15 protein-coding genes (1 of these 15 cut by a window edge) are annotated in these 12,318 nt (G+C 68.6%); 10 read left to right on the top strand and 5 right to left on the bottom strand.

The features are described from left to right. The first annotated feature begins 5 nt into the window (after window positions 1–5). Genes ispG through GGR88_RS09995 form a run of 5 tightly spaced genes read left to right on the top strand, consistent with a single transcriptional unit; the run spans window position 6 to window position 3,124 of the window. Entirely contained in the window at window positions 6–1,127 is a 1,122-nt protein-coding gene (ispG, locus tag GGR88_RS10015) for a flavodoxin-dependent (E)-4-hydroxy-3-methylbut-2-enyl-diphosphate synthase (RefSeq protein WP_167954578.1), read from the top strand. Further along, window positions 1,124–1,426 carry a hypothetical protein gene (locus GGR88_RS10010; RefSeq protein ID WP_167954577.1) on the top strand — a complete coding sequence of 101 codons (303 nt, stop codon included), beginning with the start codon at window positions 1,124–1,126 and terminating at the stop codon, window positions 1,424–1,426. The genes ispG and GGR88_RS10010 overlap by 4 nt, the downstream gene beginning before the upstream one ends. Next, window positions 1,423–1,755 (top strand): TfoX/Sxy family protein, encoded by a 333-nt coding sequence (locus GGR88_RS10005; RefSeq protein WP_167954576.1) that lies wholly within the window; start codon window positions 1,423–1,425, stop codon window positions 1,753–1,755. Before GGR88_RS10010 ends, GGR88_RS10005 begins: the two co-directional genes overlap by 4 nt. Continuing rightward, on the top strand, window positions 1,752–2,648 hold the full coding sequence (locus GGR88_RS10000) for a DMT family transporter (protein WP_342449775.1): 897 nt from the start codon (window positions 1,752–1,754) through the stop codon (window positions 2,646–2,648). The genes GGR88_RS10005 and GGR88_RS10000 overlap by 4 nt, the downstream gene beginning before the upstream one ends. Beyond that, on the top strand, window positions 2,645–3,124 hold the full coding sequence (locus GGR88_RS09995; protein WP_167954574.1) for a GNAT family N-acetyltransferase: 480 nt from the start codon (window positions 2,645–2,647) through the stop codon (window positions 3,122–3,124). The genes GGR88_RS10000 and GGR88_RS09995 overlap by 4 nt, the downstream gene beginning before the upstream one ends. A 7-nt stretch (window positions 3,125–3,131) precedes the next feature. Here GGR88_RS09995 and GGR88_RS09990 read toward each other — a convergent pair whose 3' ends face one another. Further along, window positions 3,132–4,229: a catalase family protein gene (locus GGR88_RS09990; protein WP_167954573.1), complete on the bottom strand. Its 1,098-nt coding sequence runs from the start codon at window positions 4,227–4,229 to the stop codon at window positions 3,132–3,134. A gap of 84 nt (window positions 4,230–4,313) precedes the next feature. Between GGR88_RS09990 and GGR88_RS09985 the strand changes: the two genes are divergently transcribed. Next, window positions 4,314–4,631, top strand: a complete 318-nt coding sequence (locus tag GGR88_RS09985; protein WP_342449774.1) for a DMT family transporter — start codon at window positions 4,314–4,316, stop codon at window positions 4,629–4,631. Between the two features lie 48 nt (window positions 4,632–4,679). Here GGR88_RS09985 and ppa read toward each other — a convergent pair whose 3' ends face one another. Both ppa and GGR88_RS09975 read right to left on the bottom strand, forming a co-directional pair. Further along, window positions 4,680–5,255 (bottom strand): inorganic diphosphatase, encoded by a 576-nt coding sequence (gene ppa, locus GGR88_RS09980; protein ID WP_167954572.1) that lies wholly within the window; start codon window positions 5,253–5,255, stop codon window positions 4,680–4,682. A 69-nt stretch (window positions 5,256–5,324) separates the two neighbouring features. Further along, window positions 5,325–7,235, bottom strand: coding sequence for a M61 family metallopeptidase (locus tag GGR88_RS09975; protein WP_167954571.1), 1,911 nt, complete (start codon window positions 7,233–7,235; stop codon window positions 5,325–5,327). Window positions 7,236–7,396: 161 nt separating this feature from the next. Here GGR88_RS09975 and hisS point away from each other — a divergent pair, with 161 nt between their 5' ends. The 4 genes from hisS (at window position 7,397) to GGR88_RS09955 (ending at window position 11,624) form a co-directional block, all read left to right on the top strand. After that, the gene (gene hisS / locus GGR88_RS09970; protein WP_167954570.1) at window positions 7,397–8,644 is read left to right on the top strand and encodes a histidine--tRNA ligase; all 1,248 of its coding nucleotides are present in this window, start codon (window positions 7,397–7,399) and stop codon (window positions 8,642–8,644) included. Next, window positions 8,641–9,717, top strand: a complete 1,077-nt coding sequence (gene prfA / locus GGR88_RS09965; RefSeq protein ID WP_167954569.1) for a peptide chain release factor 1 — start codon at window positions 8,641–8,643, stop codon at window positions 9,715–9,717. Before hisS ends, prfA begins: the two co-directional genes overlap by 4 nt. Window positions 9,718–9,730: 13 nt before the next feature. Beyond that, window positions 9,731–10,582, top strand: coding sequence for a peptide chain release factor N(5)-glutamine methyltransferase (gene prmC, locus GGR88_RS09960; RefSeq protein ID WP_167956105.1), 852 nt, complete (start codon window positions 9,731–9,733; stop codon window positions 10,580–10,582). Between the two features lie 199 nt (window positions 10,583–10,781). Continuing rightward, complete coding sequence (locus tag GGR88_RS09955; RefSeq protein WP_167954568.1) at window positions 10,782–11,624, top strand: DUF4167 domain-containing protein; 843 nt, start codon at window positions 10,782–10,784, stop codon at window positions 11,622–11,624. An 85-nt stretch (window positions 11,625–11,709) separates the two neighbouring features. Here the strand turns inward: GGR88_RS09955 and GGR88_RS09950 are convergent, their stop codons facing one another. Together GGR88_RS09950 and GGR88_RS09945 are read right to left on the bottom strand one after the other, a co-directional pair. Next, window positions 11,710–12,099 (bottom strand): acyl-CoA thioesterase, encoded by a 390-nt coding sequence (locus GGR88_RS09950; RefSeq protein WP_167954567.1) that lies wholly within the window; start codon window positions 12,097–12,099, stop codon window positions 11,710–11,712. Beyond that, on the bottom strand, window positions 12,096–12,318 hold the 3' portion of the coding sequence (locus GGR88_RS09945) for a hypothetical protein (RefSeq protein ID WP_167954566.1). It continues 56 nt past the right edge of the window; only the last 223 of its 279 coding nucleotides appear in the window; its start codon lies off the right edge, out of view; it ends in the stop codon at window positions 12,096–12,098. The genes GGR88_RS09950 and GGR88_RS09945 overlap by 4 nt, the downstream gene beginning before the upstream one ends.

Raw genomic sequence — 12,318 nt, 5'->3', positions numbered from 1 at the left:
TTCCCATGTCAGTCCGCCCGTGGCGCGACATCCATCGTCGCCCGTCCCGCCAGATCATGGTCGGGAACGTCCCCGTCGGCGGCGATGCGCCGGTGACGGTGCAGACGATGACCAACACGCCGACGTCGGATCCGGGCGCGACGATCGACCAGATCCGCCGGTGCGAGGATGTCGGCGCGGACATCATCCGAGTGTCGTGCCCCGATGTGGAATCAACGGCCGCGCTGGGCCAGATCGTGCGCGCAGCACGGGTGCCGATCGTCGCGGACATCCATTTCCACTACAAGCGCGCGCTGGAGGCCGCGGATGCAGGCGCGGCGTGCCTCCGGATCAATCCGGGCAACATCGGGTCGTCCGATCGGGTGGCCGAGGTGGTGCGGGCGGCAAAGGCCAATGGCTGCGCGATCCGCATCGGCGTGAACGGCGGCAGCCTGGAAAAGCACCTGCTCGAGAAATATGGCGAGCCGTGCCCGGAAGCGCTGGTGGAAAGCGCGCTTGATCATATCAAGCTGTTGCAGGACCATGATTTCCACGAGTTCAAGGTGGCGGTGAAGGCGTCCGACCTGTTCCTGGCGGTGGCGGCCTACCAACAGCTGGCCGAGCAGGTCGATTGCCCGCTGCACCTGGGCATCACCGAGGCCGGCGGGTTCGTCGGCGGCACGGTGAAGTCGGCGATCGGCATGGGGTCGCTCCTGTGGTTCGGCATCGGCGACACCATCCGCGTGTCCTTGTCGGCCGAGCCGGAGGAGGAGATCCGGGTCGGTTTCGAGATCCTGAAGGCGCTGGGCATCCGCAACCGCGGCGTGCGCGTGGTGAGCTGCCCCAGCTGCGCGCGGCAGGGCTTCGACGTCATCCGCACCGTGCAGACGCTGGAAGAGCGGCTGCAGCACATCCGGACGCCCATGTCGCTGTCCGTGCTCGGCTGCGTGGTGAACGGCCCGGGCGAGGCGCGGGAGACCGACATCGGGATCACCGGCGGCGGTAACGGCCGGCACATGGTCTATCTGTCCGGGGTCACCGACCACCATGTGCAGGACGAAGGCATGGTCGACCACATCGTCCGGCTGGTGGAGGCCAAGGCCGCCGAGATCGAGGCGCAGCGGCAGCCCGCCATCGCGGCGGAGTGATCGTCGCGGCCGCCCTGCTGCTGCTGTCCGCCACGCCCGCGGAGAATGGATCGGAGATCGTGGTCAAGCAGATGCCGGATCGTCGATGCATGATCGGGACCGACGGCCGCATGTTCGACCTGGCGCGCGAGCGCAGCGACCTGGAAGCGGTGTTCGCTGGGTCCGCCGACCGCGACCGGCGGGTGCGGATCGAGGGAAGTGACGCCATGCCCTACAGCTGCGTCGGCGGTCTGCTCTACCTGATGCAGCGGCATGGCATCACTGCGATTACCGTGAGTGGAGCGACGGCCGCCCGATGAGCCTCGACACCGGGCTGATCGAGTGGGTCGCCGAGGCGATGGCGCCGCTGGGATCCGTCACTCACCGCAGGATGATGGGGGGAGCGACGCTCTACCTCGACGGGACCGTGTTCGCGATCGTCGCGCTTGACGCCCTGTGGTTCAAGGCGGATGCGCAGAGCGACGCCGTGTGGGACGAGGCGGGAGCCGAGCGGTTCAGCGTCGTCGACAAGAACGGGCGGCAGATGACGATGAACTATCGCCGCGCGCCAGATGAATGCCTGGACGATGCCGACGCGATGCGGCGCTGGGGGTTGATGGGGCGCGACGCGGGCCTGCGGAAGAGGTGAGCGACGGTCGCGGGCATGTCACCGCCTTTGCGGTGGCGGCGGCAGGCATCGCCGTGTTCTCCGCGATGGACGTGCTGATGAAGGGGCTGTCGATCGCCATCGGCACCTATGTGGCGCTTGTCTGGCGCAACCTGGCGGCTGTCGCGATCGGGGGCACATTATATCTGGCGAGCGGCGACGGGTGGCCCGCGCGATCGACGCTGCGGGTTCACCTGATCCGCGGGGCCGTGACGACGATCATGGCGTTGCTGTTCTTCTGGGGGCTGGCGCGCCTGCCGATGGCGCAGGCGATCGCCCTGTCGTTCGTGTCGCCGCTCCTGGCCCAGTATCTGTCGGCCGTGATGCTGAAGGAGCGGGTGGCGCCGGCGGCAGTCGCCGCATCGCTGATCGCGGCGGTCGGTGTCGGCGCGATCCTGGCCGGGCAAGCACGAGCCGACCTCGGCCCCGAGGCACTGACGGGCGCGCTTGCGGTGCTCGGGTCGGCCCTCTGCTATGCCTTCAACATCGTGCTGATGCGGCAGCAGGCGCAGGTGGCGAAACCGGCTGAGGTGGCGTTCTTCCAGGCACTGGTGGTTGCCGGGCTGCTGTTGCTGGCCGCACCCTGGATGTTGTCGGTTCCGCCGAAGGACCAGTGGACAGCGATCGTCGCGGCCGCCGTGCTTGGCACCGTATCCGCCATGCTGCTCGCCTGGGGATATGCGCGGGCGCCCGCCAGCCATATGGCGCCCACCGAATACACGGCCTTTGTGTGGGCATCGCTGTTCGGGTGGGCGGTGTTCGGCGAGACGGTGTCCGGCTGGACGGTCGTGGGCGCGGCGCTGATCGTGACCGGATGCATCGTCGCCGTCCGCACCAAGCCGATCGAACAACCCACATTGGAGCCGCAGGCATGACCACCGACATCACCATGGCACGACCGGGCGACGAGGCCGAGATCCTGCGCCTGATCAAGGCGCTGGCGGCCTATGAGCGCATGCCGGACGCGGTCAAGGCGACGGAAGAGAGCCTGTCTGCCACGCTGTTCGACGACCAGCCGCGTGTGTGGGCGCATCTGGCCCGGCAGGATGGCCGGGTGGTCGGTGTGGCGTTGTGGTTCCTGACCTACTCGACCTGGACGGGGAGCCCGACGCTTTACCTAGAAGACCTGTTCGTCGAGGAAGCCGCCCGCGGGACCGGCGCGGGCGTGGCGCTGTTCCGCGCGCTCGCCGCGGAGGCCGGGCGGCGCGGGTGCGGACGGATGGACTGGGCGGTGCTCGACTGGAACGAGCCGGCCAAGGATTTCTACCGCCGGATGGGGGCGGCGCCGACCAGCGGCTGGGAGGGATGGCGGATCGAGGGCGCCGCGCTGGACGCCCTCGCCTCGGCCTGATCCAGGCTCAGCCGGCGAGCGCCGGCGCCTGCTGCGGCTCATGAATGGGGCAACCGTTGAAGCGGCCGCGGAAGTCGGACGACGTCTGGTAGGCGGATCGCCGCGCGCGGTTGATGGCACCGAGCGGCTGGTGGGCGGAAAGCCCCGTCCAGACGCTGAAGCGCAGCTGATCGTCAACGATCTGAGCGCGTTCCGGCGACCAGGCGAGCTGGTGCGGGACCCGGATGGTGGCGACCGTCTGGAACGGGCTCTGCTCCTCGTCCCAAGGCTTGCTCGCATCCTCGATGTCCATGCTGTCGAGATCGCGGTTGAGCTGCACGCGGAGCTCCCACACGCCGTCCGCCTCGATCATGGTTTCACGCATGGCCTCGCGGATCGCATCGGGACGCCCATCGGCGTTGATCATGTTCCCCGTGATCGACGTCAGGTTGTCGGACACCGGGACGAGCTGGAACTTGGCGATGTAGTCGCCGTAGCGGAACGGTGCCTGACCCCAATAAGTCTCGCCCAGGGGGTGGACGTTGGGCGCCCCGCCCAAGGTCTTCAGCGTCGCACTCTCCCCGCCGACCAGCTCGAGGGCGGCTTCGGCGGTCTGCAGCACCTTCGACAGCGCCTTCTTCGCCCATTCCGCCTTGTCGGTGGTCTTGGCGAGCATCTTCAGATTGCCCAGGAACTGCTCGGGCGTGGCGGCCGCGAAGGCGGGTCCGTTGGCCATGACGAAATCCTGGGTGTTGCCCTCCGCGCCGGGAAGCCGGTCGCCCGCGACGTCAAACACCTTGATCGCGACGCCCCGGGGGACCGAGATGCTGTCATCCAGGATGTCGCCCGGATTGGTCGAGAAGCGCAGCAGCACGGCGTGTGTGCCGGCAGTCGCGAACAGGCCCTGGGCAAGCTCCGGCGGGAGCTGGTCGTGCACGGTCAGCTCGCCCGTGACGATCCCGTGACTCTTTGCGTGAACAGAGCGGACGGCGTGACCATAATCCTTGGAGGTGGTCTCCAGGATGGTGGTGAACTGCTCGTTCAGTTCGGCCTGCGTCTTCTGCTCGTCACCGTCCGTTTGCTCGACGCCGGGGGTGTACCGCACCGGAGATTTAAGCTCGGCCATTGATTGTCCCTCTCGTGCCGTTCAGGTCGGGGATGAACCCGGCTGCACGGAACGCGGTTCCGCCGGACCGGACAGGGAGGCAAGATGATGGCGTGGGTGCTGCTGATCGTTGGAGGGCTGTTCGAGGTCGGCTTCACGACCGCGCTGCGGTTCGTGGACGGGTTCCGCAACCTGCCGTGGACGCTGGCTTTCCTCGGATCGGTCACCGCGTCGATGGCGCTGCTGGAGGCGGCGGCACGAACCATCCCGATGGGGACCGCCTATGCCGTCTGGACCGGGATCGGCGCGGTCGGCACCGTCGTGGTGGGCGCACTGTTCTTCGGAGAAGTGCTGTCGGCTGCGCGCCTGCTGCTGATCCTGGGGATCGTCGCGGCGGTCGCCGGGCTGAAGCTCGTCAGCTGACCGGGCCGGCGCCCCCGCGTCGGCGAGGGCACCGGCCGGTGGCGATGGTCAAACGGCCGAGAAATCGCTCATGCGGCGGCGGGGACCGGAGTCCTTCGCGGCCTTTGCGCGCTCGATCGCCTCGATGATGACGTCGCGGGCCTGCTGCGCACCGCCCCACTTTCCGACCCGGACCCACTTCTTGGTCTCCAGATCCTTGTAGTGGGTGAAGAAGTGCTCGATCTGCTGCATGACGATTTCGGGCAGGTCGTCCTTCTCGCCGATCTTCGAATAATAGGGGAAGGTCGCGTCGACGGGTACGGTCAGCAGCTTCTCGTCACCGCCGGCCTCGTCCTCCAGCATCAGCACCGCGATCGGGCGCACGCGCACGACGCAGCCGGGGATGAAGGGCGAACGGGCAACCACCAGGGCGTCGAGCGGATCGCCGTCCGGCGACAGCGTGTGGGGCACGAAGCCGTAGTTCGCCGGGTAGCGCATCGGGGTGTGGAGGATGCGATCGACGTAGAGCGCGCCCGACTTCTTGTCGAACTCGTACTTCACCGGCTCGCCGCCGACAGGCACCTCGATGACGACGTTGAGGCTGTTCGGCGGATCGTCGCCAACGGGAATAAGCTCGATGTTCATGCACGCACCCTGTGACAGGCCGGGGCGCCCGGAGGCGCCGCCGGCCGAATGAAACGCGGTCGCGCCGCGTCAGGAACGCGGTGCGAGCAGCCGGTCGAGGCCGGTGTCAGCCGCGCCCGTCTTGCGGAGGCGCGGGTAGCGCAGCCCGTCATGATAGTCGATGGCGACCTCACGCAGGCGATCTCCGTCGCGGACGGTCAGGCGGATCGGATCACGACCGCCCTTTGCGTCCGTGATCGCGCGGGTCAGCACGCCGGCCCCGTATTCCTGACCGTTGACGGCGACAATCTGTTGACCCGGCGTCAGGCCGGCCTCGAACATCGGGCCGTCCCACATCACCTGCGAGATGGTCCCGGAGTTGGCGACGGTGCCGCCGACCGAGAAGCTGAGATCGGCGTTCTCGTTGCGGGACTGAAGGTCGGTCAGGTAGCTGGACGGGGTATCCTCGTAGACAAGCGTGTAGCCGGAGCGGGTGAAGCCGCCGAGCGGCGCGCGAGTGCTCACATCGTCGAGGCGCGTGCGCAGGAAGCTGCGCCAATCGGCCGGCGCGATGCCGTTGAGCGTCGAGACGACGTCATCGAAGGTGTAGGTGTTGATGCCCCAGTCACGGTCGTTCATGCCGAAGAAGGCGCGCGCGAAATCGTCCATCGAGCGCTCGCCGCCGGTCAGCTGCCGAAGCTCCGCGTCGACATCGAGCCAGACGAGCATGCCCTCGTTGTAATAGTCCTCGGACCGCTGCCAGCTGGTCCAGGGCTTGGGGCGGCGCGGAGTGATGATCGGATCGTTGACCGTGTCCTGCAGCGGGCGCCAGGTGCGCCCGGCGCGCTGATCCAGCGTGGCGGCGATGTAGGCGAGCGCATCCAGCGTCTCATCCTTCGAGAACAGGCCGGACCGGGCGCCGAGAATGTAGCCCCAGAACTGCGTCTGCCCTTCATAGACCCACAACAGCTCGTTGCGCATCGGCGTCGAGTAGTCGGGGGTCCAGGCGCCCGCGCCGCGACGATACTTGCCGTCCCAGCTGTGCGTGAACTCGTGCGGCAGAAGGTTGCGGCGGCCGGGACCCTTGTCCCACTCCGTAAAATATTCCGGGTTCACGCCATTTTCGGAGGAGCGGTGATGCTCCAGCCCGATGCCGCCCATCTCGTCGGTCAGCGCCAAGAGGAACTCGTACTTGTCGTAATGCTGCGCGCCGAACAGCGTGACGGCCTGTTCGACCAGGCGGCGGTGGGCGGCGATCTGCTCCGGCGTGGCGGCCAGGAAGCGCTCCTCGTCCGCAACGACGTTGAGACCGACGTCTGGCGTCAACTGCCAGCGGCGGAAATGGCGACCGGCGAAGACGGGCGAGTCGATCAGCGTCTCGTAGTCCGTCGTCTGGTAGCGGTAGACGCCGTTCGCGACCCGGCTCGGAAGGCCGGAGGCCGCCGTCCAGCCGGCGGGATAGCGGACGGACGCATCGACCGGGATCCGACGGGTGAAATAGCCGGCGGGGTAGAGCGACACGTCTTCCCACTGAATGTTCATCATGTCGTTGGTGACGACGATCCGGCCCTGGTCGCTGGTCGTGGGCGACACGAACTGGAATTCTGCCACCAGCTCCCGCGCGCGGTCCGGCACGTCGACATGGAAGGCGTAGACGTTCACGTCGTCGCGGGTCCACCGCACCGGCCGGCCGCCGGCGGTGAAGCGCAGCCCCGCCAAAGCCTCGATCTGCCCGCGCGGCGCGTGGTTGCCCGGGAGCCATTCGGGAAACAGCAGCGTGATGCGCCCGCCCTCCGCCACCGGAATCGTCTGGCGCACGCGCAGGACGCGGCGCTGCGTGTCGGTGGCGTCGACCTCCAGCCGCATGGTGCCCGGGTAGGCCGCATCGCGCGGCGCGGGCACGCGATTGACGAAAGGTACGGGCTGCGGCTGCGACAGCTGCTGCGCAGCGATCGGGGCCGCGGACAGCAACAGCGCGGCGACGAACAGGGGACGGATCATCGTGGGGGCGACCTTCTCAGGCAGTTGATTGACCTGTCTAGTCATCCGCAACCGGCAACGTCCAGCGCCGGGACGTGCAAAAGGCGCGACTACGCGGATTGCAAGCCACCTCCATCCGGACGCTGGCGCGGGCCGCGCTCCTCCACTAGGAAGCGGCTTCTATGGCAAAGGCGCAGACGCCGCAGCGCATTCGCGGCACTCAGGACATCTTCGGGGAGGAGGAAGCGCGGTTCGCGCACGTCGTCGCGACGTTCGAGCGCGTGCGCCGGCTTTATGGTTTCCGTAGGGTCGAGCTGCCCGTGTTCGAGGCAACGGCGGTGTTCGCCCGCTCGCTGGGCGAGACCACCGATGTCGTGTCGAAGGAGATGTACACCTTCGAGGATCGCGGCGGTGATTCGCTGACCCTGCGGCCGGAATTCACCGCGGGGATCGCGCGTGCCTATCTGACGGAGGGCTGGCAGCAGTTCGCGCCGTTGAAGATCGCCGCCCACGGCCCCGTGTTCCGCTATGAGCGGCCGCAGAAGGGACGCTTCCGGCAGTTTCACCAGATCGATGCCGAGGTGCTTGGTGCGGCCGAGCCGCTGGCGGATGTGGAGCTGCTCGCGTTCGCCGCCCAGCTGATCCGCGAGCTCGGCATTGCCGATGGCGTGACATTGAAGCTCAACACGCTGGGCGATGCCGAGACGCGCGATGCGTGGCGGGCGGCGCTGGTGGAGCATTTCGAGGCGGCGCGCGGCGAGCTTTCCGAGGACAGTCAGAAGCGGCTGGACAAGAACCCGCTGCGGATCCTGGATTCCAAGGATGCGCGCGACCGCCCGGTTGCGGACGCGGCGCCGGGCATCGACCAGTTCCTGACGGGTGCCGCCGCCGACTTCTTCGGCAAGGTCACGGCCGGGCTGGACGCGGCGGGCGTTGCCTGGACGCGCGACGACCGGCTGGTGCGCGGGCTCGACTATTATCGGCACACCGCGTTTGAGTTCGTCACCGACCGACTGGGCGCGCAGGGGACCGTACTGGCAGGCGGCCGCTATGACGGATTGGTGGAGAGCCTGGGCGGCGCGCCGACCCCGGGCGTCGGCTGGGCGGCGGGGATCGAGCGGCTTGGCATGCTGGCGGAAGCGCCGGCATTCGACGTGTGCGATGTCGCGCTGGTGATCGAGGACGATGCCGCGCTGGCGGACGGCCTGCGGGTCGCCGACCGTCTGCGTGCCGCGGCGTTGTCCGTGGAGATCGTAGCGGGCGGATCGCCGCGCAAGCGTTTCGACAAGGGCGTGAAGCTGGGTGCGGGCGAGGTGGTCGCGATCGGCTGGCGCGATGGTGCGGCGACGCTGCGCGTGCGCCCGGGATCGGGCGAGGAGCAGGCCGCCGATGTGCTGCGGACATCCGACTTGGCCTTGATCCCCGCATGACGTCCATTTCCGCAGACCGCATCCGCGCGATCGAGGCGCGGCGGGACGAGCTGTCGCAGCAGATGGCGGACGGATCGCTCCCCGCCGACCGCTTCGTGCAGCTGTCAAAGGAATATGCCGAGCTGGAACCGGTCGCGGCGGCGGCATCGGAGGTGCGGCGCCTGCGCCAGGAGGCAGCCTCGCTCAGCTACATGACGCAGGATGCGGACCCGGAACTGCGCGAGATGGCGCAGGCCGAGCTTGCCGAGAACGGCGCCGCGCTGGCGGCGGCCGAGCGCGACCTGGCATTGAAGCTGCTGCCGCGCGATGCCGCCGACGAGCGCGCCGCGATGCTGGAGATCCGCGCCGGTACCGGCGGTGACGAGGCCGCGCTGTTCGCGGGCGACCTGTTCCGCATGTACCAGCGCTATGCCGAGGGACGCGGCTGGCGGGTCGAGACGATCAGCGGGTCGTCGTCGGACGCAGGTGGATACAAGGAAGTGGTCGCTTCGGTGACCGGTCAGGGCGTGTTCGCCCGGCTTAAGTTCGAAAGCGGCGTGCACCGCGTGCAGCGCGTGCCGGCGACCGAAAGCGGCGGGCGCATCCACACCAGCGCCGCAACGGTGGCGGTCCTGCCCGAAGCCGAGGAAGTCGACGTCCAGATTGACGAGAAGGACCTGCGCATCGATGTGTTCCGGTCCTCCGGACCGGGCGGGCAGTCCGTCAACACAACCGACAGCGCGGTGCGCATCACGCATCTTCCGACCGGCCTGGTCGTCAGCCAGCAGGACGAGAAGTCGCAGCACAAGAACAAGGCCAAGGCGATGAAGGTGCTGCGCACCCGGCTGTACGAGCTGGAGCGTGAGCGGCTCGCGTCCGCGCGCGCGGGGCAGCGCAAGTCGATGGTCGGGTCGGGCGACCGGTCGGAGCGGATCCGCACCTACAACTTTCCGCAGGGCCGCGTGACCGATCATCGCATCAACCTGACGCTCCATCGGCTGCCCGAGATCCTGGAGGGCGAGATGGACGAGCTGGTCGGCGCACTTATCTCCGAGGACGAAGCGGCGCGGCTGGGGCAGCTTGACGAGGCCTGAGGCGACAGGGTCGCTGGGGCCGGCGATCAGGGCGGCGGCGGCCAGGTTGGCGACGGTCAGCGATACGCCCCGGCTGGACGCGGAATTGATCGCTGCGCAGGCGGCGGGGCAATCGCGCGAGCGGATGCTGCTCGAAGGGATCGAGCGTGCGCCGGTGCCCGCCGGGTTCGACACGCTGATCGAACGGCGCATGTCGCACGAGCCGGTCGCCTATCTTGTCGGCCAGCGCGATTTCTGGACGATCAGCCTGCAGGTCGGCCCGGGCGTGCTGGTGCCGCGGCCCGACAGCGAGACGTTGATCGAGGCAGCGGTCGCCGCTTTCTCCGATCGGCCGCCGCCGCGCCGTGTGCTCGACCTGGGGACGGGATCGGGCGCGCTTCTGCTCGCCGCGCTGGACGGGTGGCCCGATGCGACCGGCGTCGGGATCGACGCATCGCCGGCAGCGCTCGACTGGGCACGCAAGAATGCGGTCGCGCTCGGCATGGCGGATCGTGCGGAGATCCGCGCCGGCGACTGGTCGGGGACGGGCGAGGCATTCGACCTGATCCTGTGCAATCCACCCTATATCGAGGATGGCGCGGTGCTGCCGGACGAGGTGCGCCGGCACGAGCCGGCAAGCGCCCTGTTTGCCGGGGCGGATGGCCTGGACGACTACCGTGTTCTTGCGCGCGTCCTGCCCGGTCAGCTCGCGACCGGCGGCATCGCCTGTGTGGAGATCGGCTGGACGCAGGCGGAAGCGGCCGGTGCGCTGTTCCGCGCGGCCGGGCTGTCGATCGCCGTGCGCCGCGATCTCGGCGGGCGTGATCGATGCCTGCTGATGCAGGCCAGCGAGTTTGCGCTTGGAAAAGGGCATGGGCAGCATTAGATGAAATGCACGAAGGGGTTGGGCGGATGGCGGCCGACAGCTGCCACGATCGGTGAACCGGTCGACGCGCTTGGCGCGACATCACAGCGGAAGGCGATCTGCGGAGGCATGGAGGCCGCATCGGCACCGCAGCCGGCGGAGCGACTGACTCGGCCTTTACAGACGGATCACGACACCTGAGACTGAGGACCAAGGCATCTTGATAAACAATCGTCAGGCCGGCCGCCGTCGCGGCCGTGGCGGGCAGCAGCGTCCGCAAGGCGGGCGGCCCGAGCAAGGCAACCGGATCGACAATCGTGCGCGCGGCAACGCCAGCCAGCTGCTGGAGAAGTACCGCAATCTTGCGTCGGATGCGCAGCGCCAGGGCGACCGCGTCACCACTGAATATTATCTGCAGTTCGCCGATCATTATTTCCGCGTGCTGAGCGAGAGCCGGCCGCGCGCCGAGGACCAGCCGCAACGGCGGCAGCGCGACGACTTCGATGATGACGCCGACGGCGACATGATGGAGGACGTGCGCGCCGAAGGTGCCCGTGACGACGATCGCGAGCGGGGGCGCTTCGATCGTGAACAGCGCGGAGATCGCGATCAGCGCCAGGACCGGGAGCGTCCAGAGCGCGACGGTCGGTCGGATCGCGGTGATCGCGAGGACCGTGCCGACCGCGATGGCCGGCCGCAGCGCGAGCCGCGAGCCGACGCCGGCTTCGAGCCGCGCCGCGAGCGCCGGGCGCGCGCGCCCGAGATGACGGACGAGCAGCAGCCGGTCGCGACGGACGCCGAGGCGGGCGAGACGGCAGGTGCCGAGGCGGTCGAGCGGCCGCGGCGGGGTCGCCGGCCGCGCCAGCGCGAGGAGGCTGTCGAGCAGCAAGCGGACCAGGATGCATCCGGTGCCGGCGATCCGCTGGGCTTCGCCGATCGGTTGCCGCCCGCCATCGCGCCGGTCCCCGCCGCAGCTGACGGAGAAGAGGCGGCGGCACCGCGTCGCCGAACCCGGCGGCCACGGGCCGAGGCCAATGATGACGGCAGCATCGCCGCCGCCTGAGCCACCGCATTTCGGAACATTGAAAAGCCCGCCGGTGCCTGTCGCATCGGCGGGCTTTTTGCTGCCTTACGGCCAGAAGGACGGTTCAGGGTGTCGGAGTCGGCGCGGGCAGGGGGCGGGGGCGGTGGTTCTCGTCGAGCGCGACGAAGGTGAAGAGCCCCTCCGTCACCTTGACCGCCGGATCCGCCGCGCCGCGATCGGCGACGACCTCGATCCGGATCGCCATGGAGGTGCGGCCGGTCCGCTCGACATGCGCGTAGATCGAGATGATGTCGCGCAGCAGGATGGGCGCGATGAACGCCATCGAGTCGATGGCGACGGTGGCGCACGGCCCCTGCGAGTGGCGCGACGCGACGATTCCGCCGGCGATGTCCATCTGGCTGAGCACCCAGCCACCAAAGATGTGGCCGTTGGTGTTAATGTCGGCCGGCCCGGGAACAACCCGCAAGATAGGCTCGGCGTCAGGGCTGATCATTCCTTGTCCTTTTCGAAGTCGTGCACCCGTTCGTCATGCCCGGTGCCGGAGCTCATGAAGACGAGGGCCATCAGGCCGCCGCCGAGAAGAACCGACCCAGACACACCGATCACGGTGGCGACGAGCATGTGGATCGGCATGGGACCGGTGAAAAGCCATAAGCCCGCAATCGCGAGTGCCGTTGCTGCAATGGCTGCGATCGCGACGATCGTCATGAGC

Origin of the sequence: Sphingomonas jejuensis (assembly GCF_011927695.1) — a bacterium.
GTDB classification, from domain to species: Bacteria; Pseudomonadota; Alphaproteobacteria; order Sphingomonadales; family Sphingomonadaceae; genus Sphingomonas_K; species Sphingomonas_K jejuensis.
Note: the sequence above shows the minus strand (reverse complement) of the source record. Positions and strands in the feature narration are given on the sequence as shown.

Coding starts and splice junctions, on each gene's coding strand:
- ispG (WP_167954578.1), top strand. CDS start 6: ATGTCAGTCCGCCCGTGGCGCGACATCCATCGTCGCCCGTCCCGCCAG.
- GGR88_RS10005 (WP_167954576.1), top strand. CDS start 1,423: ATGAGCCTCGACACCGGGCTGATCGAGTGGGTCGCCGAGGCGATGGCG.
- GGR88_RS09995 (WP_167954574.1), top strand. CDS start 2,645: ATGACCACCGACATCACCATGGCACGACCGGGCGACGAGGCCGAGATC.
- GGR88_RS09990 (WP_167954573.1), bottom strand. CDS start 4,229: ATGGCCGAGCTTAAATCTCCGGTGCGGTACACCCCCGGCGTCGAGCAA.
- GGR88_RS09985 (WP_342449774.1), top strand. CDS start 4,314: ATGATGGCGTGGGTGCTGCTGATCGTTGGAGGGCTGTTCGAGGTCGGC.
- ppa (WP_167954572.1), bottom strand. CDS start 5,255: ATGAACATCGAGCTTATTCCCGTTGGCGACGATCCGCCGAACAGCCTC.
- GGR88_RS09975 (WP_167954571.1), bottom strand. CDS start 7,235: ATGATCCGTCCCCTGTTCGTCGCCGCGCTGTTGCTGTCCGCGGCCCCG.
- hisS (WP_167954570.1), top strand. CDS start 7,397: ATGGCAAAGGCGCAGACGCCGCAGCGCATTCGCGGCACTCAGGACATC.
- prfA (WP_167954569.1), top strand. CDS start 8,641: ATGACGTCCATTTCCGCAGACCGCATCCGCGCGATCGAGGCGCGGCGG.
- GGR88_RS09950 (WP_167954567.1), bottom strand. CDS start 12,099: ATGATCAGCCCTGACGCCGAGCCTATCTTGCGGGTTGTTCCCGGGCCG.